The organism is Gulosibacter sp. GYB002, from assembly GCF_036577665.1.
GTDB lineage: Bacteria > Actinomycetota > Actinomycetes > Actinomycetales > Microbacteriaceae > Gulosibacter > Gulosibacter hominis.
Genome location: NZ_JARBDD010000008.1, coordinates 196,109 through 217,304, shown reverse-complemented (window position 1 = coordinate 217,304; position 21,196 = coordinate 196,109). Strand labels below are relative to the sequence as shown.

The following is a 21,196-nucleotide window of genomic DNA, read 5'->3' as shown; positions in this document are numbered from 1 at the left end:
CCCATGTCTCAGATTGACGTCAAGAAGCAAGTTGATCACGTATTCAGCATCGCCAACTCGCTACGCGGGACATACCAAGCCGACAAATACAAAGACGTCATCATTCCGATGACCATCATTCGAAGGCTCGAATGCGCCCTAGAAGAAACGAAAGATGCTGTCTGCACGGTCTACGAGCAAGACGACTCCACACCCGACGCGATCCTAAAGCAGGTCAGCGGATACCCGTTCTACAACACGAGCCGCTACACCCTAGAGAAACTACTAGCAGAACCTGCACAACTACACCGCAACCTGAAGACCTATCTTGAAGCGTTTTCCCCGAACATCCGCATGATCCTCGACAAGAATGAGGGCCTCGATTTCTTCACTCAAATCGACAAGATGCACAAGGGCTCACGCCTCACGGGTGTTGTCCGCAAGTTTTCTGAGCTCGACTTGGCCCCTGAGCGCATCAACAACGTTGCCATGGGCTACATGTTCGAAGAACTCATCCGCAGGTTTTCTGAGAACGCGGAGGCTGGTGACCACTACACGCCGCGAGAAGTAGTTCGCCTCCTTGTGCGCCTAGGGCTAGCAGAAGGAAGCGAGGATCTATTCGAGCCGGGGAAGAACATTAACGTCGCGGACGTGGCTTGTGGCACCGGTGGCATGCTCTCTGTGGCAAAGGAAGAACTCGCCGACATAGCTCCACAAGCCTCGGTGTACCTGTATGGGCAAGAGGTAAACCCGGAATCTCATGCCATTTGTCTGGCGGACATGCTGATCAAGAACCAGCGAGCAAACAGCATCCGGCTCGCTGACACCATGAAAGAGGATTGTTTTCCCGGCGAATACATGCGGTTGCAGTTCGTGAACCCACCCTTCGGGCAGCCGTGGGGCGGCAAAGATGCTGCTACCGGTGTGGAGAAAGCCGTGAAAGCCGAGCACGCTAAACCCACCTCGCTGAGCAGGTTCCCCGCTGGGCTCCCTGCCTCGGGCGATATGCAGCTGCTGTTCATGCAACACATCGTGTACAAAATGGAAAAAGACGCGGGCAGAGCCTGCGTCATCTCCAACGGCAGCCCGCTGTTCTCCGGCGGAACCGCATCAGGTGAGTCACAAGTACGCAGATGGCTACTCGAAAACGACCTCATTGAAGCCATCATCGGGCTACCAGGCTCCCTGTTCTACAACACGGACATCTCGATCTACGTGTGGGTGCTGTCGAACAACAAGCGGCCCGACCGGCGAGGCAAAGTACAACTCATCGACGCCACCGAAATGTGGACCCCGATGCGACGCTCGCTAGGTAAGAAACGGCGATACATCTCCGACGAACAGATTAAGGACATCGTCTCGATCTACACGAACTTCGTAGAGACCGAGAACTGCAAGATTGTGGAGGCAGACGAATTTATCTACCACGAGTACTCCGTCTATCAGCCGCTGCAACGCAACTACCGTATCACTGAGGAACGAATCGCTGATCTAGCTCAAGGCAAGTTCTCTGACACCATGCACAACCCCGCCAAACTCGAAGAGCTGCGCTTGATCGACCCAGCAGATCGCGATTCCAAGCAAAACAAGACCCTTGCCGCACTGGAGATGGCCGAACCAGTCTTCGAACAGATCCTGCAGATGCTGCGAGAGAACATTACTGATCGGACCTGGCAAGACTCTAAAGAGTTCATCAAGCACCTGCGAGTGGTCCTGGCGGATCTGCCAGACCACCGGGTCAAACAGACTGCAGCACAGACGAAAGCGATGCTGGATAAGGTCGCCGACCGGCTTTCTGAGATCGACAAGACTGCGCCTATCCAGTACGACCGCACCGGCAAGGTCGTCCTCGACCCGGCCACTAAGGACATCGAAATCGTCAAACTCTCTGAAGATGTGGAGGACTACATGGAACGTGAGGTTCTGCCTTACGTTCCTGATGCAAAATGGCTAGATGAGGAAACCGCTAAGGCCGTAAAGACTGGTGCGGAGATTCCTTTCACGCGTTACTTCCACAAGTATGAACAACCTGAATCCTCCGAGACCCTACTGAAGAAGTTCTTCGAGCTTGAGGATGAGTTGAGCGAAGTGCTGGGTGGTCTTCGATGAATGAGATGAAGCCCAGTGGTGTTGCCTGGATTGGGGAGATTCCATCAGATTGGAGTGCGGGCCGTTTCAAGACGGTGCTTTCTCGTAACGACGGTGGCGTATGGGGCGACGACCCCAAGGATGACGGCAGAGACTCAGTCGTCTTTCGTTCAACTGAACAAACCGTTGATGGCAGGTGGCGTATCTCTGAGCCTGCTCTGCGCGATTTGCGAGACGTTTCGAACAAGAGTAATTCGTTACTTGCTCCTGGAGACCTCCTCATAACAAAATCGAGCGGAAGTCTCTTGCATATTGGCAAGACATCCTTATTCGAGGACAACACTTACAGGGGAGATTGTTACTACTCTAATTTCATGCAGCGCTTGCGTGTAAGCAACGAGTGCTATCCGAAGTTTTATTGGTACGTATTGAACTCAAGCGTCGCGCGCGACCAATTTGAGTATCTCCAGAACGCAACAATCGGATTGGGCAATCTTAGTTCAGAATCAATTGGCGCGCTGCGTGTGCCATTTCCTAGCATGAGCGAACAAAAGGCTATTGCAGACCGTCTTGATGCCGAAACTGCCAAGATTGACCAGGCGATCAGCCTCTTACAACGAGAGTTAGAAACGCTCGAGCAGCTCAAGAAGTCACTAATCTACGAAGCCGTGACAAAGGGGCTGGATCCCACGGTCCCCATGAGGTCCAGCGGCGTTGACTGGATCGGCGACATCCCAGAACACTGGTCAATTACGCGCCTGTCGACCAAGGTGACAAAAGTTGGAAGTGGTAAGACCCCTCTCGGCGGTGCCGATACATACGTTGATGAAGGAATACCTCTGATTAGAAGCCAAAATATATTCGACGGAGAGCTACATCTCGACGATGCTGTACGTATTGATGCGTCCACCGAACTAGGTATGCATTCTACGAGAGTGCGCTCTGGAGATGTGCTGCTAAATATTACTGGTGCTTCTATCGGTCGTTCATGTGTTGTCCCGGGCGGAGTGGGAGTGGCAAACGTAAACCAGCATGTTTGCATTATCCGCCCATATCAGTCACAAATTCTACCCTTGTTCTTGCACTATCTATGGTCAACTGTAGGACAAGAGTGGGTCTTCCAAAATCAAAATGGCGCAACCAGGGAAGCTCTCACATTCCAAGAGATCCGATCAGCAATATTTCCTATACCAGATCTTCCTACCCAGCAACACATTGTTACGCAAGTCCAAGAGCAGCTGGCGAAACTGAATCTCATCCAATCTTCAAAAGAGGAACAACTACGAATTCTGAACCAGCAGCGAGCATCTTTGATTTTTGAGTACGTGACCGGTAAGCGGCGAGTGAGTGAGGTGGCATGATGGCTGTCGGCAATCCGATTGATGAGAGGGCGTTCCAGCGGCTCATTATTGATGAGCTGGTGGAGAACGCTGGTTACCTTGAGCGTCCCCATGACGTGTTTGATCCGGTGTGGGCGATTGATGAGGAGCTTTTGTTTGCGTTCCTCGAGCGCACGCAGGGAGAAAAGCTAGACCTGTTGCGGGCTGCCTATAACGGTGGGGCCGATGCCACCATTCGCAACAAGATCATGCACAAGATCGCTGCCGATGGACTGATCCGTTCGATCTGGAACGGCGTGGACTTCGATGGCGGCATCCAGCTAGACCTGGTATATCCGCGCCCGTCAGCCGGGTTCGATGCGAAGTCCCGAGAGCTGTTCGATGCGAACCAGCTGTCGATCATGGAAGAGGTCTACCACAAGGACGGTGAGCGCATTGACCTTGTGATCTTCTTGAACGGCCTGGCGTTGTTCACCGTCGAGCTTAAGTGCAACACCTCAGCCTCGGGCGACTATCGGAACGCTATCGCCCAGTACCAGACAGAGCGCGACGCGACGACTCGGCTGCTCTCTCCGACAATCGGGGCACTTGCGCATTTTGCAATGGACACGAACGAGGTCTACGTGTGCGCAGAACTCAAAGGCCGCGAGTCGTTCTTCCTCCCGTTCAACCAGGGCCAGCCTGCTGGCGAAGATCCGCATAACGTGACCGGCGGCAACCCGCACAATCCGCAGGGCGTCAACACGTCTTACATGTGGGAGCAGATCTGGACGAAAGCAACTATCTTCGATCTGCTGTACGACTTCATCTATATCGAGACGAAGCGTGACAAGCACGGACGCAAAGTCGGCGAGCGCCCGATTTTTCCGCGCTACCAGCAGCTGCGTGCAGTGCGTTCAGTCTCTAGCGACATGCTGCGTAGCCCTCTGCTGTTGAACTACTTGATCGAACACTCTGCTGGTTCTGGCAAGACGAAGACGATTGCCTGGCTGGCCCACAAGCTCGCGGGCCTGTACAAGCCGGGAACCGATGAGCTGCTATATGACAAGGTCATTATCGCCACCGATCGAAAAGTCGTGGACAAACAACTCCAAGACGCGGTCGTTGATATGGCTAAAGACTCCGGCGTCATCCGTGTCATGGACAAGAACAAGACCTCGGCTGATCTCGGGAAGGCACTCGGGCTTGATCCGACGAGGCGCAAGAGCAGCTACCGGATCGTTGCGACCACATTGCAAAAGTTCCTCTATCTGTCCGCCGGTGAGCTGGCTGGTTCCGGCAAGCGCTTCGTGGTGATTATCGACGAGGCGCACGGATCGACCAGCGGCAAGAACATGGCCTCCATCAACGCTGCTCTAGCCAGTGGGGACGGGCCAGACTCCTCTCTTGATGAACTGGCCCAGTTTGTGGCGCAAGGGATGCGTTCGTCGTCTCGGCAGGCCAACATTTCCATGGTTGGTTTCACAGCAACTCCCACCGGGCGGACACTACAGCAGTTTGGCAGGCTCAACGAAGACGGCAACTACGAAGCCTTCGACCTGTATTGCATGCGCCAAGCTATTGACGAAGGATTCATCCTTGACGTCACCGCGAACTACACCACCTACGACGCGTTTTGCAAGATCGTGAAAGCCGTCGACGATGATCCAGAGCTGGAAAGCAAAGCAGCCAAGCGCAAGCTCGCGCACATGATCTCCACTTCGGAGGAGAACATCACCAACAAGCTGCAGGTGATGATCGAACACTTCACTTCCGTCGTCACCCCAACACTTCGCGGCAAAGCTAAAGCAATGATCGTCACTGCCGGACGTGAGCAGGCGGCGAGGTACTTTCTTGCCTACCAGAAGATGCGAGCTGCTGATATGCCCCGTCTCGGCAAGCATCAGGCGCTGGTGGCTTTCACTGGCGAAGTGGACGTCGATGGGAAAACGTGGACCGAGGCAGGGCTAAACGGCTTCAGTGACGATCTCACTGCCGAAGAATTCGACACCGATCACTACCGACTGCTTATCGTTGCGGATAAGTATCAGACCGGATTTGATCAACCCAAGCTGTGTGCGATGTACGTTGACAAGACACTGCGGGGTGTCACAGCGGTTCAAACGCTCTCCCGGCTCAATCGCATCGTCTACGATAAGCGCACCTTCATCCTAGACTTCACGAACGACTTCGAGGACATTCAGAGCGCGTTTGCTCCCTACTATGAGACGACGACGCTTACCGATCCGTTGACGATCAGTGACGTGCGGGAAACTCATCGGCGGCTGATGGAACTGCAGATTCTCGACATCGATGATGTCGAGGAATATAACGAGTTGCTCGCTAAAGAGCTATTAGCGCACCGAGACAAGCAACGGATGTGGTCGTTGATCGACGCGGCGGCTCGCGTAGTGGGGGACATGGAAGAGGAAGAAGCTGACGAGGCACGGCGCGTGGTTCGCAACTTCATCAAGCAATACACCTTCCTGCTCCAGGTAATGCCCTTTGAAGACAAAGCCATGCACATGGACTACAACTTCTGTACCAGCCTCATTCGAGCCATTGATGCCGGGCACGGCGGTGGCCTCGACTTCGACCTCAGCGACAAAGTCACCATCGAGGACTTCGCAGTCAAGAAGAGCGGTGAGCACAAGAACGAGGCACTCGTGGCAGAGCCCGAGGTCAAGATCGCAAAAGGCACCGGTAGTGGGCTGACTGAGACACAGCTAGAGAAGCTGTCAAAAATCATCCACGAATGGAACGCCCGATACGGCACTGCCTTCGATACCGATATCGCCGCAGGCTCCCTGGTCGCACTCCAAGCAACCTTGGCGAAAGACCCGAAGGTGCAGCAGAGCGCGAGAGTCAACAGCAAGAACAGCTTCCGGCACACTGTTGAGGAACAAACCCAAGGTGCGCTCATCGCTGGATACTCCCAGAACACCGAGTGGCACAAGTTCCTACTCAACCAGGAAGAAGCCCGAAAGGAGCTCATCCAGGCTTTCTCCGACGACATCTTCGACGCCTTGAAAGCGAAGTTTCAGGAAGAATAGAAACCATTACTGCGCGCGAAATCCCGACTGGTTCACCTCTCTACGGATGCCAGTCGGGGTTGCGGCGTGCCGGACACTTAGCGGTTCAGTAGCCTAATCGCGAAACGATAGCCCCAGTCAGAAATCCCAGTTCATAGCCGGTATCGAAGCTGTTCGATGGCCTTGCTCCGCACTGGGGTCTTGTATCCATCGTGACCGGTTATGCGACCCGTTTGCGGGTACCGGTACGTTCATTACCCGGCTGCTGCACTCGGGGGTCATCAAGCCCGAGGACCTGTCGCGCAAGTTCCACCGCGAGATTTTCGCGAACGAGATTGTGCTGCTGAGCTACTACATTGCGGCGGTGAATATCGAGGCAATGTACCGCGAGCTCTGCGAAGAGGCGGGGCTGGATGCGGGCGACAACGGTTTCCCGGGGATCTCGCTCACCGATACTTTCGCGATGGATGAACGCCAGAATCACCTTGGCGGTGGCGTGTTTGCCGAAAACACGGCGCGCGTTGAGCAGCAGCGGGCCGCGGCGATCAGCGTGATTTTAATGAACCCGCCGTATTCGGTGGGGCAGAAGAGCGCGAACGACAATAACCAGAACGCGAAGTATCCGCTGGTGGATGGGCGCATTGCTGACACCTATGCAAAGCGGTCTACTGCCACGCTTAAGAACGGTCTCTACGACTCGTACTATCGGGCGCTGCGCTGGGCGACCGATCGCATTGGTGAGCGCGGTGTTATCGGATTTATTTCAAACAGCGCCTTCATTGACGGGAACGCAGCTGACGGGGTGCGGCTCACCTGGCAGGACGAGTTTGACGAAATCTTCGTATTTAATCTTCGCGGGTCGATTCGCGGCAAGCAGGGTGACGCTGCGAAAAAAGAGGGGCAAAACGTATTTAACATTATGACCGGTGTTGCAATCACCTTCCTCGTGAAAACCGGTGAGGGAGGCGGCGAATCGGCCAAGATTCACTATTCTGATATTGGTGACTATCTCACTCGGGAAGAAAAATTCGAGATTCTTGAGCGCGAGGCGAGTGTTGCGGGTACTGAGTTCGCCGAGATTAGCCCGAACGAGGCGGGCGACTGGATCAATCAACGTGATCAGCGCTTTGGCACCTATCAAGCTATTGCGAGTAGGGACCCGCGTGAGCAGGCAGTGTTCGGGCTCAGCTCGAACGGATTGAAAACGAACCGCGATGCCTGGTGCTATAACTTCGACCAAGACAGACTCCAGCGCAATATTCGTGCCCATGTTGACTATCTCAACGAGGAGCGCGAGCGCGCGTACCGTGCGATAGATAACGGTGCGGACAAATCTGCTGAGCAGCTTATTCGCCGTGATAGTACGCGTGGTTCGTGGGATGCGATCAACCTTTCTGATCTCCGCCGCAATCGAGTAACGACGATGGATGGTGGGCAATGGCGCGAATCTATATACCGGCCATTTATCAAGCAATTTGTCTACTTTGATGAATCTGGGCGGCTGAATTGCCGAACCTCCAAGCTGCCGAGGCTGTGGCCGACCGCTACGCACGAGAATTTGGCTATAGGCGTAAATGCTAGGAATGGGCATGTTCTCGCCGTGTCGTTGCTGCCAGATTTTCACCTTCATGGTGACGTGCAGGTCTTCGCCCGCTACACCTGGGAGCCGCTGGAAACGAATGACGGCACGTTCAACCTCGACGCACTCGCCGCATCCGAAAATGAAGTCATCGTCGATGGCTACCGCCGCCTCGACAACATCACCGACGAAACCCTCGCCGGCTATCGTCGCGTCTACAGCGACGACCACATCAGCAAAGACGACATTTTTTACTACGTCTACGCCCTGCTCCACCACCCCGAATATCGTGAGCGCTACGCGGCCGACCTCAAAAAGATGTTGCCGCGCATCCCGCACTGCGCCGGCTTTGCCGACTACGCGCGTATCGGGCGGGCGCTTGCCGACCTGCACATCCACTACGAAAACCTGCCCGCGCACAAGGCGCTGCAGTACGACTTCACCTCCGACGCGCCCGATGACGCCTATGAGCGCTACCGCATCGGCAGCAAAAAAATGTCGTGGAACAAACGCACCGCGAAAACCGCGCTGAAATACAACGAATACCTCACCATCAGCGGCATCTCCGCCGAAGCCAACGACTACCAGATCGGTGGCCGCAGCCCGCTCGAATGGATCATCGACCGCTACCACATCAAAACCGACAAAGCCTCGGGCATCGTCAACGACCCCAACGACTGGCTGCTCAAACAGCACAACCCGCGCTACATTGCCGACCTCATCGGCTCACTCGTGACGCTCTCGCTCGAAACCCAGCGGCTCGTCAGCGAACTGCCCGCTTTCGAGGTGCTCGACAATGTAGGTAGCCCACAGAGAACGAGCTAAACAAACAAAACGAAAGTGGGCGTGTCGGTGTCTGCGCTGCATGAATCAAACACGTACGCCCCAACCACGAACGAGTAACAACGCAGCAGGCCGCCGACCTACTGGGAGGCTCGCGGCCAACCGTTGTCAGGCTGGTCGAGACGGTGAACTGCCGGCTACAAAATCGGGAGACACCACCGAATCCTGCTGATCGACGTGCTCGAGTATCAAAAGCGCCACGAAACTCGGCAATTCGATGCGAGCGCCGCCACGAGCGACCTCGACGCCGAAATTCGCCCTGTAGAGTTCTTAAAGAGCGTGCGTGCCGAAGCCGCAGCCGAACGGGCAAACGGGGCATAGTGTTTCGGGCAGTGCTCGATACATGTGTGCTGTGGCCGAGTCTGCAACGCGACGTTTTGTTATCTTTTGCCGTAGCTCGGCTCTATTAACCGCTGTGGAGCGAGCAGATTCTCGAAGAGCTCCGCGTCGGTGAGCAACTTTAATTGCAAGATCGAGATGTACCTAGTGCCGAAGCTCGAGCACGTAGTAGCGGCAGCTGAGTCTGGTGGAGCCGGGGTCATCGTTACGAACAACCTGCGGGACTTTCCGGCTTCCCTAATGCCTCTTGATATTGAAGTGAAGCATCCAATCGAGTTCTTTGCCGACACCGTCGATTTCGCCCCGGAAATAGCAGTCCAAGCAATCGAGAGAATGCTTGCCAGGTATCGGCACCCTGTACTCAGCTTTGTTGCATGTCTCGGCCCGTTGCCTTGGCCCCTCTGCTCCCAGCGCAGATGCCCCTGAACCCGGGCACAGATGCACCTCCGGGTGCGACTCCGCGCACAAATGACCCTGTAAGTGTCAAATGACCCTGTTGTAGGAGGGTCATTTGCCAGTTTCAGAGTCATTTGCCGAGGCTTCGGCCGAGCTCCGACCGGGTGCTGGGACGAGCGCTGGGTCGAACACTGCTGGTAGGGTGAACGCATGCAGAACCACTAGTCCCGTGCGCACGTCAGCCTGAGTTGTCACTGAACGGGAGCTCGCGCTCAAGTAGCCGCTATCACCGTCGATAGTGCGGCCGACCAGCATCCTTGAACGGTGCGTCAAGTGGTGGGCGGATGCTCACTCCGTTCCGCTCTCGCAGCACGCGACCCTGTCGCTCCTGGAAAGCGTGTTTGCAACCCCTGCCTGCCGCGCCACGCCTGCGACGGTGGCAAGCGGTGTGACGGCGCCCGCTTCCTTTCTACCTTAGAAAACAAACCCTGATAGCAGGAGAACAACATGAACTTTGTCGTAAAACAAATAAACGATAAAAAACAAAAAGAACGCATCTCTAGTGAGGTGCTGAACGATCTGCCGGAATGGTTCGGCATGCCTGAAAGCACGGCAGAATATATAACCGACTCACAAGACAAACCCTTCCTGGCGTGCTTCCATCAGGATGAAGTGGTCGGGTTCATCGTGCTCAACGAAACCAGCCCAGACTGTGCCGACATATTTGTGATGGGTGTGAAAAAGAAGTTCCACCGCAAAGGTGCGGCGACGCAGCTGAACACAGAGTACGAAAAGCTGGCGAAAAGTCTCGGCTACTCATATTCGCAAGTCAAGACCGTCCAATCTGGGTATTACAAAGAGTACGACATCACGAACAAGTTTTATAAATCAGTGGGCTATAAAGAACTCGAAGTGTTCCCCACGCTATGGGATGAGTGGAACCCCTGTCAGGTGTTCATCAAATACCTTGGGGACTAGTAGCGGCGGCAAGCATCCAGTAAATTCGTCGGCTCGAGCTGGCGCGGTAGGAGATCGGCGGGGCTCGGGCGCCCGCCGGTCCGCGCTGCTGCCACGGGGGATCGGCGAACGCCGGATGCGTGAACAGCGTTGCCCATTGGATACCCCCGGGGGTATAGTGAGGTTGTGTTTAACGGGGCCGGCCACAATGCCCCTAACAGTTCACGGCAGAACGAACGGAGACAGTCATGTTGATCGAGCGAATCTACGACGAAGACCTGGCCCAGGCCGCCTACCTCATCGGCTGTCAGGCAACCGGCGAAGCGATCATCATCGACGGTCGCCGCGACCTCACCCCGCTACTCGAGCTCGCCGTATCCCACGGCATGAAAGTGGTCGCCGCCGCCGAAACCCACATCCACGCCGACTACCTCTCGGGCACCCGCGAAATCGCTGCCGCCACCGGCGCCACCGCATATGTCTCGGGCGAGGGCGGCACCGACTGGCAGTACGACTTCGACGCCGAACGCCTCCACGACGGCGACACCATCAAAATTGGCAACATCACCATCGAAGCCGTCCACACCCCCGGCCACACTCCCGAACACCTCTCATACCTCGTTACCGACGGCGCCTTCGCAGATGAGCCCGGATACTTTCTCACCGGAGACTTCGTGTTTTCAGGCGATCTCGGCCGCCCTGACCTGCTCGATGAAGCCGCCGGCGGCATCGACACCCGATTCGTGGGTGCCAAGCAGCAGTTCCAAAGCCTCAAAGAAAAATTCCTCACCCTGCCCGACCACGTCATGGTCTATCCGGGGCATGGCGCCGGCTCAGCCTGCGGCAAGGCACTCGGCGCGCTGCCGTCAACCACCGTCGGTTACGAACGCCGTTTCGCCTGGTGGGCAAAATACCTCGACTCCAACGACGAACAGGGATTCGTCGACGAACTGCTCGCCGGGCAGCCCGACGCTCCCGCATATTTCGGCCGGATGAAACGCCAAAACCGGCAGGGTCCCGCGGTGATGGGGGAGCGGCCCGCGCTCACCGAACTCGACCCCACCGTAGTGCAGCAGGGTATCGATGCCGGCGAACTCGTCTTTTTTGACACCCGCCCCGCCGACGAGGTCAACGCCTGCACCGTGCGCGGCTCGGTCGCGGTGCCAGACCCCGGCAAAATCGCCACCTGGGGCGGCTGGGCACTCGACCCCGAAGTCGACAAGCGCGGCCTCGTGGTGTACGCGGCTGACGCCGACGCCGCGCAGCTGATCGCCGACCACCTCGTGCGCGTCGGTATCGACGATGTGCGCGGCTATCTCAGCTCGATCGACGGCCTCGACACCTTCACCCCAGAAATCGTGCCCGTCACCAAAGTCGACGGCTTCGAACGCGTCGAACTGCTCGACGTGCGCGCAAAGAGTGAATATGCCGCCGGGCACCTACCCGGGGCCGCGCAGCTGCACGCCGGCCGGCTGCTGTGGAACCAAAACCAGCTGCCGCAAGACGGCAAAGTGCTGCTTTACTGCCAGTCGGGGATGCGCGCCACAGTCGCCGCCAACGCGTTGCGATCCCGCGGCTACGACGTCGCGCAGGTCGATGGCAGCTACAACGCCTGGGTGGCAGCCGACCTGCCGATTGAAAAATAACCAGCCGGCAGCTCGCTGACACGAATTCTGGTACCGCTCCGGTGCATCCAAATTGATCGGATGCACCGGAGCGGTTTTGTTGCAGAGCAATATCGCGACCGCACACAATATCGACACTGGATAATCCTCGCGCGCGAATTATGTCGGCTGATCTTGCCAACCGCAAGTTAAATCACAAAATACTTAGGATGCATCCAGATAAATAGCGGTGTGCACCAATGTTCGCTACGGTGTGCATGTTCGGCTGGAGCCAAAGTAGGCTTCGGCATCACCGATCCGGAGAGGAACGCCCCGTATGTCGTCCTTTATCTCTCGGTTGCAAAATCTGCGGCAGCATCGCAACACGCTGCTGTCGTATATTGCGGTCGCACTCGTATTGTTACTCACAGTAGGAGGCGCGGCAAGCCTCGCGCAAGCAGCCACCGGCCACCAATCTCAGCAACAGGACTTTGGTGACCGACCGGCCGAAGGTAAAACCTTCACCGTTGCCACCGACACCACTTTCGCGCCCTTCGAATTCCAGAAGGACGGCAAGTTTGTCGGTATCGACATGGACCTGCTGCGCGCTATCGCCGAAGATCAGGGCTTTGAAGTTGAAATTCAGCAGCTCGGGTTCGACGGCGCCCTGCAAGCCGTGCAGTCAGGCCAGGCCGACGCAGTGATGGCCGGCATGGGCATCACCGATGAACGCCAAAAGACCTTCGACTTTTCAAATGCCTACTACGAGTCGGGCATCCAAATGGCTGTCGCAACCAACAGCGATATCAGCTCGTATGAAGACCTCGAAGGTAAATCAGTAGCCGTGAAAACCGGCACCACCGGCTACGCCTTCGCCGAAAAACTGAGCGAAAAATACAACTTCAAACTCAACTCGTTCCAAGACTCGGCCGACATGTATAACGATGTCGCCGCCGGCAACTCGGCAGCGGCATTCGAAGACTCGCCGGTGCTGCAATTTGGTATCGAATCGGGCAATGTGCCGCTGAAAATTGCCAGCGAACCCGAATCGGGTGACCACTACGGTTTCGCAGTGCTCAAGGGGCAGAACCCCGAGCTCATCGCGGCATTTAACATCGGCCTCAAAAATGTCACCGAATCGGGTGAATACCAGGCCATTCTCGAAGAATATCTCGGCGATAACGCGCCCGATGCGACCAAGCTCGCTGGCGGTGCCACCACGCTCGGTAACCAGCAGATCGTCGACAACGGTCCCGGAACTCTGCCCGAGCATCCCAATTTCGCCATCGACACACCGAAAACCAACGGCAAGTTCGTGGTCGCCACCGACACCACTTTCGCCCCGTTTGAGTTCGTAGAAAACGGCGAACTCGTCGGTATTGACATGGACCTGCTGCGCGCTATCGCGGCCAACCAGGGCTTTGAGGTCGAAATCCGTCAGCTCGGGTTCGACGGTGCGCTCAGCGCGGTGCAGTCAGGGCAAGCAGACGCGGTGATGGCCGGGATGGGGATCACCGAAGAGCGTCAAAAAACCTTTGACTACTCCGACCCCTACTACGAGTCAGGCATCCAAATGGGTGTCGCGAAAGACAGCGACATCAAGTCCTATGAAGATCTCGAGGGTAAATCGGTGGCCGTGAAAACCGGCACCACCGGTTACGAATTCGCCACCGAGCTGTCGAAGAAACACAACTTCAAGGTCAACGCCTTCCAAGACTCGGCCGACATGTACAACGATGTCGCCACCGGCAACTCGGCAGCCACTTTCGAAGACTCCCCGGTGCTGCAGTACGGCATCGCCAGCGGTAACGTGCCGCTCGAAATCGCCAACGACCCCGAGCCCGGCAGCGACTATGGCTTTGCCGTGCTCAAAGGCAAAAACCAAGAACTGATCGAAATGTTCAACGAGGGGCTGCAGAACGCCAAAGACACCGGCGTCTACCAGCTCATCCTCGACCGCTACCTCAAGGCCGAAGGTGCCGATGACGGCGGCCTTCTCGGGCTGCTGCAAAGCGCAATGCCCGGCCTGATGAAGGGTCTTGGCTACACGCTGCTGGCCACCGCGCTATCGATCTTTTTCGCACTGATCGTCGGAACGATCTTCGGTGTGCTGAAGCTCTCGTCGAATATTTTCTTGCGCGGACTGTCATCGGCATACGTGAACATTTTCCGCGGCACCCCGGTGATCGTGCAGGCGTTCTTCTTCTACTTCGGTGTGCCAACTGCGCTCGGCACCAACATTGACGTGCTCACCGCGGGTGTGATCACCCTGGCGCTGAACGCCGGTGCCTACATCACCGAAATCGTGCGCGGTGCCGTGCAATCGGTTGACCCCGGGCAGATGGAAGCGGCACGCTCGCTAGGCCTCGGCTGGGGCAAATCGATGCAGAAGGTCGTGATGCCGCAGGCACTGAAGATTATGACGCCCAACCTCATCAACCAGCTCATCATCACCCTGAAAGACACCTCGCTGCTGTCGGTGCTCGGATTCGCCGAGCTCACCTACCAGGGCCGTATCGTCATCGCGAGCACCTTCCGATCGCTTGAGATCTGGCTGCTCGTTGGCCTGATGTACTTCATCGTCATCTGGCTGCTGACCATGCTGTCGAACTGGTTCGACCGGAAGTTCAACAAGTAGGAGCGCACACATGACCACGCACAACGACACCAATAGTGAGCGCAGCGCAGAAGCCAAACAGGCGCTCTACACCCGCCCCGTCCGCACCGTCCCCGAAGGCACCCCTCCGATCGTGGTGCGCGACCTGCACAAAAGCTTCGGTCGCAATGAGGTGCTCAAGGGCATCAACATGGAGGTTGCCGACGGCGAAGTGGTGGCCATCATCGGCCCCTCGGGATCGGGCAAATCGACGCTGCTGCGCTGCCTGAACCGGCTCGAAGACGTCACTAGCGGCGAAGTGCTCATCGAGGGCAACAACATCGCGGCAGCCAAGGGCAAAGACCTCGACAAGATCCGCCAGCAGGTTGGCATGGTGTTCCAGCACTTCAATCTGTTCCCGAACATGACCGTGCTCGAAAACGTCGCCATGGCGCCGAGCGAACTGAAAAAGATGTCGCGTGCGGAAGCGGTTGATCGCGCCAAGCGACTGCTCGACCGCGTGGGGCTGGCCGATAAGGCGGATGCGCGCCCGGCACAGCTTTCGGGTGGCCAAAAACAGCGTGTGGCGATCGCGCGTGCCCTGGCGATGGCGCCCGACATTATGCTCTTCGACGAGGCCACCAGCGCCCTCGACCCCGAAATGGTGGGTGAGGTGCTGCAGGTGATCCGCGACCTTGCCGAGTCGGGGATGACCATGGTGCTGGTGACGCACGAGATGGGCTTTGCCCGCGAGGTCGCCGACCGGGTCGTGTTTATGGCTGATGGCGTCGTGGTTGAAACGGATGCGCCCGACGTCATCTTCGACTCGCCGCGGGAGGAGCGCACCCAAGACTTCCTCTCAAAGGTGCTCTAACCGCATCCGGTTTGGTCAGCAGGGGTCTCGCCACGCGGGGCCCCTTGCTGCTTTCCTGTAGATGTCTGCCTGCCTGGCCCTGCATCCTCCCTGCATCCCCAGCCCTGCATCCCCAGCCCTGCATCCGCCCTGCATTGCCAGCCCTGCCGAATTTTGTTTCCTGGCCTCAGATTTTTGTTTCCTGGCTTCAGAACTTTGGCTGCAAAAATGCGAGTTTCGGGCTGTTTAGCGGCCAGAACGCCTATTTTGCATCAAAAAAACAGATTTCTGATTTCAGGAAACAAAAATCCTTACCGGGATGCAGTCAGGAAACAAATTTCCGCACCGGGATGCAGTCAGGAAACAAATTTCCGCAAGCGGCGGGCAGGGGCGCGGGCGTCAGGCGCAGGCAACGGCTGCCGCGCAGGCAGCGAGGCTGCGGCGGCACCCGGCGATCAGGCATTCGCACCCGGCGATCAGGCATTCGCACGCGGCATCAAGCTCGCGGCTCAAGCACGCGGCGATCAGGCATTCGCCCCCGCGTGCACGAGGATGAGCCGCGCGATCGCCTCGGGGCGGCGCAGCATCGCCTCGTGTCCGCAGCCGTGCACCTCACTGAACCGCCCCTGCGGCAGCAGGTCGGCCACCAGCCGGCACCAGCGCTGCGAGCACACGCGGTCGCGTCGCCCACGAACCACCAGCGTCGGCTGCGGAACATGCGGCAGCACCCCCGCCATCCGGTGTTGCAGCATCATCCGCAGTTTGCCGATCATCCACCGCGGCCCCGCCTGCAGGTAGTACCGCAGCCCGAGCCACAGCACCCGCGGCGACTCGTCTGCCAGGTCAACCATTAGCAGCCCCGCCTGCTGCCAGGCACTGCGCCGCTTCGGGTTCACGGTTGGCGAGATCAACACCCCCGCAGCCACGACATCGGGCCGGCGTCGCATCGTCTCAGCCACCACCTGGGTGCCCATCGAATGACCCACCAACACCACGCCCGGCAGCTGCAACTCGGCAACAAACGCCGCCAACAGTTTGCCGGTTTCGCTAATTGAAGTCGCTTTTTCGGGCTCTGGTGACTCACCAAATCCCGGCATATCAACCAGCACCACCTCGCCGTGGCGAGCCAAAAACTCGGCGGTCTCGGCAAACACCAGGTGCCCCATGCCGATGCCGTGGACGAGCACGAAGGTCACCTCGGCGGGTTCCCCCATCCGCCAATACGCCATCGCCCGTTCGTCATGGCGAAACCATTGCATTTCGGTCATTGTTCCACCTCGGCGAGTGCTTTGCGGATGCGTTTGAGCGACACGGTCTCGGCAGTGCCGAGCTGCTGAGCAAATAGGCTCACCCGCAGCTCTTCGAGCAGCCAGCGCACGCGCAGCAGCCCCGGGGATGCGGTCAGCGGCGCCGGTAGTGCACCGCCGGCCTGGCGATACAGTTCGGCGGCCTGCAAATATTCGGTCATCCCCACCCGTTCGATGGCGGCGCTGGTGCCGAGCCGCTCCACGCGGTGCGTGGCGGCGCGCAGATACCGCGGCAGGTGGCGCAGCTGCTGCATACCGGTGCGCGATACAAAACCGTCGAATATCAGCGCAGCCAGCTGCTCACGAACATCCTGCAGCGACGCCAAATGGGCGAGCGCGTTCGTGTTTTTTACCGCCAGCGTGGCTTCGCGGTGGGCTTGCAACACTTCGGCCACGAGTTTCGCGGCGGCAAACATGCTGTCGACAAGTCCCGCATTGAATGTCTCGCGCAGCTTCGCAAACGACTCGGCCGACCGCACGGGAGTTTCGGGCAGCGCAGCATAGGCGAGCGCAAACAGCGTGTCATCCAGCAGCGCATCCACATTGCGGTACGGGCTCGCCGCCAGCGAGAGTTTTTCGGCCGAGGTGAGATGCGCCTGCACATAGCTCGCGGGCGACGGCACGCTGCGCGCCAGCAGCGCCGCCACCGCCAGCGGATGCTCGCGGGCTTGATCTTGCGGGGTGGTCGCCAGCGCCAGATCAATGCGTGAGGCCCCGGGATGTTCGGGGTCAGCGAGCCGCAGGGTCGGGTAGGCGCGCACCACGCCGTGTTTACGGCCGAGATCAAAATGTTCGGGGATGGGCGTGGCTGGCCATTCGGTAAGCCCCTGCTGCTCGGTTACCGGCGCGGTGTCACCGATGGCTGCTGGCGTTACCGGCTCGGCGGCGCGCTTGGCGTCGTGCATCGCGGCAGCGGTGGCGGTGATGCTTGCCAGCGCCTTTTCGCTCTCGCGTTTGAGGCGCTGCTGGAGCGCGGTGAGGTCGTGCCCGGTGGCGAGTTCGCGGCCGTGCTCGTTCAGCACCCGGAATCGCAACCGCAGATGTTCGGGCACCCGGTCGAGGTCAAACTCTGACACCGAAAACCGGATGCCGCCGGCACGCTGCAGGTGTTCGTGCAGCACCTCGACAAGCGTTCCCGGAACCGGCTCGTCACGGTCGGGACGCACCTCGCCAATTGTGGCGAGCATTCGCTGCGCCCAATCGTTTGCGGGCACGAAATTGCGGCGGGTGGCCTTGGGTAGCGAACGCAATAGCGCAGTGATGAGTTCGGCACGCATCCCAGGCACGCCCCAATCGAAACCCTCATCGCGCAACCGGGCCAGTAGCGCCAGCGGCACTGTGGCGGTGACACCGTCGTCGCCTGCGGCTGGATCAAATCGATACCCGAGTTTCAGCCGCTGGTCGCCCTGCTTCCACTCGCGGGGAAATTCATCTTCGCTATCGGTTTCGATCTCGGCATCAATCAGGTCGCTTTTGCGCAGCGTGAGGAGGTTTGGATGCTCCTGCCGCACCTGGCGCCACCAGCGGTCAAAACTTGCCTGCGACACCACCCGTTCGGGCACCCGTTCGGCAAAAAAATCAATCAGCTGCTGCTCACTGACAAGGCCATACTGGCGGGTGCGATGTTCGAGCTGTTCGAGTTCGGCAAGCAGCTGTTTATTGCGCCGCTCGAAGGGGTAGCGACCGGTCCAATCGCCCCGCACCAGCGCGTGTTCAATAAATAGTTCGTGGGCGTGCACGGGATCGCTTGCCGCGAGCGATACGCGACGGCCCCGCACGAGCGGCACCCCATAGAGCGTCACCGATTCGAGTGCCACCGCCTGGCCCTGCTTCCGTTCCCAGTGCGGGTCGGCGAGCTGTTTTTTTACGAGCGGCCCGCCGAGTTCTTCGGCCCAGGCCGGATCGATTTTGGCGACCGTGCGGGCAAAAAGCTGCGAGGTTTCGACGAGCTCGGCGGCCATCACCGCATCCGGTTGCGATTTTGCGAGCCCCGAACCCGGGAAGATGCGGAATCGCGTCGACCGGGCACCGCGGTAGTCGCGTTTGAGTTCATCCCGCACCCCGATATGGCTGAGCAACCCCGCCAAAAGTGCCCGATGTACGCGGTCGGGGTCGGCGGCATTGCCCTCGCGGCGCAATTGCACCTCGATGCCCAGCGGCCGCGCAATTTCGCGCAGCTGCCGCACCAGGTCTTGCCACTCGCGCCACCGCACAAAGTTGAGAAATTCGTCTTTCATTCGGCGTTTGAGCGCGCTTGACGAGAGCTCGTCGCGCAGCTCGAACAGGTAGTCCCACAGCTTCAGCAGGCTGAGGAAGTCGCTCGATGGATCGCGGAACCGCGAGTGCAGCTCATCCGCGCGCTGGCGCTGTTCAAGGGGACGCTCGCGCAGATCCTGCACCGTGAGCCCGGCGACAATAATCATCACCTCTCGGGAAACGCCGGCGTCGCGGGCGGCGAGCACCATGCGGGCATAGCGCGGCTCAATCGGCAGTCGGGCAAGCTCGCGGCCCACTTTGGTCAGCTGCGGCAGTCCGCGCCGGTCGGGCCGGGCGCGAAGGGCCCCGAGTTCGCGCAGCAGTTCGGTGCCGTCGCGCACGGCTCGCGGGTCGGGTGGGGTGAGAAATGGAAAATCTTCGATCGCGCCGAGCCGCAGCCCGAGCATCTGCAACAGAACGCTGGCGAGGTTCGTGCGCAGGATTTCGGGGTCGGTGTATTCGGGGCGCGATTGAAAATCTTCGCGCGAATACAGGCGGATGCACACACCGGGACGGGTGCGTCCGCTGCGGCCGGAGCGCTGGTTGGCGGATGCTTGGCTGACGGGCTCGGTTGGCAGCCGCTGCACCTTCGCACGGGTTGAATAGCGCGAGATACGCGCCGTGCCGGTGTCGATCACATAGGCGATACCGGGCACGGTCAGTGAGGTTTCAGCCACGTTGGTGGCGAGCACCACGCGGCGGCGGATGCCGGGGGCGCGTTTGGTTTCAAACACCCGGTGCTGGTCGCGCGCGCTGAGTCGGCCGTACAGCGGGAGCACCTTGGTGTCGTTGCGGCCACTGCTATAGGCGCCCTGGATGGCTTCTTCGGCGTCGCGAATTTCTCGCTCACCCGGCAAAAACACCAGCACATCGCCGGGCGATTCTGCCTCGAGTTCACGCAGCGCCGCGATAATCGCCTCGTTGACATCGCGGTCTTCGCGCGGCGCTTCGGCGGGCCGGGATTTTGCCGACCGTTTGGTGGCGGTCGGCTGTTTGGCAGCAGCAGCCGGCGTAGCAGCCGGCCCCGAGGCAGCCGCAGCGGCAGGTGCCGCGGAAGAGGCCGGCGCAGACCCCGCTGACGACGCCGGCGGCTTCTCGCCCCGCAGTTCGGCAAGATGCGCTGCCCGCTCGGCTGCAAACATCGCCTTTTCGGCTTCGGTGCGTTCGCGGCGGTATTTCGCCATCGCCCGCGCTCGCTCCGAAAGGGTCATGCCCTCGGTATTGGGCGGTGCCGGCAGCTGCACCGCCGCAGCGGCGGCCGGCGCGGGTGCAGGATCGGGCGCAGGATCGGGCGCGGTGAGCGCTTCCAGCTCGGCCAGATCGTATTCGTCTTCGAGATCAGTCTCGGCCGCATCCTCGAGCTCTGCGGCAAGCTCATCGGCCCGCAGTGGCCGATAGCGAATTTCCACCGGATAGGTGCGCCCCGAAACCTCAATGATCGGGGCCGGTTCTCCGGCCGCATCCGCAAAATGGTTCGCAAACGACTCGGGGTCAATGGTGGCCGAGGTGACAATCACCTTGAGATCGGGACGTTTCGGCAGCAGCCGCTTGAGGTACCCGAGGATGAAATCAATATTGAGGCTGCGCTCGTGCGCCTCATCGATGATGATCGTGTCGTAGCGCTCAAGCATCCGGTCGTGGCTCAGCTGGGCGAGCAGGATGCCGTCGGTCATCAGTTTGATGCGGGTTTGCGCGCTTGACTCGTCGGTAAAACGCACCTGGTAGCCAACGAGCGTGCCGAGTTCGACATCGAGTTCTTCGGCGATGCGCTCGGCGATAGTGCGCGCGGCGATGCGGCGGGGCTGGGTGTGCGCAATCGAGGTGCGGCCGAGCTCGAGACAGATTTTTGGCAGCTGCGTGGTTTTCCCCGAACCGGTTTCGCCCGCGACAATAACGACCTGGTGGTCGCGAATCGCCGCCGCGATCTCGTCGCGGCGAGCGCTCACCGGCAGATCGGGGTAGGCCATATGGGGGATGGGCGCAGCGGTCATAACCTCTCAAGTCTAGTTGGCCAGCACAGCTCTAGTTGGGCAGCACAGCGCCGGCAT

Annotated in this window: 11 protein-coding genes; 9 read left to right on the top strand and 2 right to left on the bottom strand. The window is 58.9% G+C overall.

Annotated elements, in window-relative coordinates:
• The first annotated feature begins 3 nt into the window (after positions 1–3).
• From PV375_RS05380 to PV375_RS05340, 9 genes are all read left to right on the top strand, one after another.
• The gene (locus PV375_RS05380) at positions 4–2,088 is read left to right on the top strand and encodes a type I restriction-modification system subunit M (protein ID WP_332106455.1); all 2,085 of its coding nucleotides are present in this window, start codon (positions 4–6) and stop codon (positions 2,086–2,088) included.
• Complete coding sequence (locus PV375_RS05375) at positions 2,085–3,428, top strand: restriction endonuclease subunit S (protein WP_332106454.1); 1,344 nt, start codon at positions 2,085–2,087, stop codon at positions 3,426–3,428. Before PV375_RS05380 ends, PV375_RS05375 begins: the two co-directional genes overlap by 4 nt.
• On the top strand, positions 3,425–6,439 hold the full coding sequence (locus PV375_RS05370; protein ID WP_332106453.1) for a type I restriction endonuclease subunit R: 3,015 nt from the start codon (positions 3,425–3,427) through the stop codon (positions 6,437–6,439). The genes PV375_RS05375 and PV375_RS05370 overlap by 4 nt, the downstream gene beginning before the upstream one ends.
• Before the next feature lie 343 nt (positions 6,440–6,782).
• Positions 6,783–8,822: a type ISP restriction/modification enzyme gene (locus tag PV375_RS05365; RefSeq protein WP_332106452.1), complete on the top strand. Its 2,040-nt coding sequence runs from the start codon at positions 6,783–6,785 to the stop codon at positions 8,820–8,822.
• Positions 8,823–9,017: 195 nt separating this feature from the next.
• Positions 9,018–9,161 carry a hypothetical protein gene (locus PV375_RS05360; protein WP_332106451.1) on the top strand — a complete coding sequence of 48 codons (144 nt, stop codon included), beginning with the start codon at positions 9,018–9,020 and terminating at the stop codon, positions 9,159–9,161.
• A 921-nt stretch (positions 9,162–10,082) separates the two neighbouring features.
• A complete protein-coding gene (locus tag PV375_RS05355) occupies positions 10,083–10,553 on the top strand; it encodes a GNAT family N-acetyltransferase (RefSeq protein ID WP_332106450.1) in 471 nt (156 codons plus the stop codon).
• A 227-nt stretch (positions 10,554–10,780) separates the two neighbouring features.
• Positions 10,781–12,178 (top strand): MBL fold metallo-hydrolase, encoded by a 1,398-nt coding sequence (locus PV375_RS05350; RefSeq protein WP_332106449.1) that lies wholly within the window; start codon positions 10,781–10,783, stop codon positions 12,176–12,178.
• 295 nt (positions 12,179–12,473) lie between these two features.
• Positions 12,474–14,774 carry an ABC transporter permease subunit gene (locus PV375_RS05345; RefSeq protein ID WP_332106448.1) on the top strand — a complete coding sequence of 767 codons (2,301 nt, stop codon included), beginning with the start codon at positions 12,474–12,476 and terminating at the stop codon, positions 14,772–14,774.
• Positions 14,775–14,784: 10 nt separating this feature from the next.
• Positions 14,785–15,606, top strand: a complete 822-nt coding sequence (locus PV375_RS05340; protein ID WP_332106447.1) for an amino acid ABC transporter ATP-binding protein — start codon at positions 14,785–14,787, stop codon at positions 15,604–15,606.
• 503 nt (positions 15,607–16,109) lie between these two features.
• Here PV375_RS05340 and PV375_RS05335 read toward each other — a convergent pair.
• Positions 16,110–16,853 (bottom strand): alpha/beta fold hydrolase, encoded by a 744-nt coding sequence (locus PV375_RS05335; protein WP_332106446.1) that lies wholly within the window; start codon positions 16,851–16,853, stop codon positions 16,110–16,112.
• Positions 16,850–21,139, bottom strand: a complete 4,290-nt coding sequence (hrpA, locus tag PV375_RS05330) for an ATP-dependent RNA helicase HrpA (RefSeq protein ID WP_332106445.1) — start codon at positions 21,137–21,139, stop codon at positions 16,850–16,852. The genes PV375_RS05335 and hrpA overlap by 4 nt, the downstream gene beginning before the upstream one ends.
• Positions 21,140–21,196 lie beyond the last annotated feature (57 nt).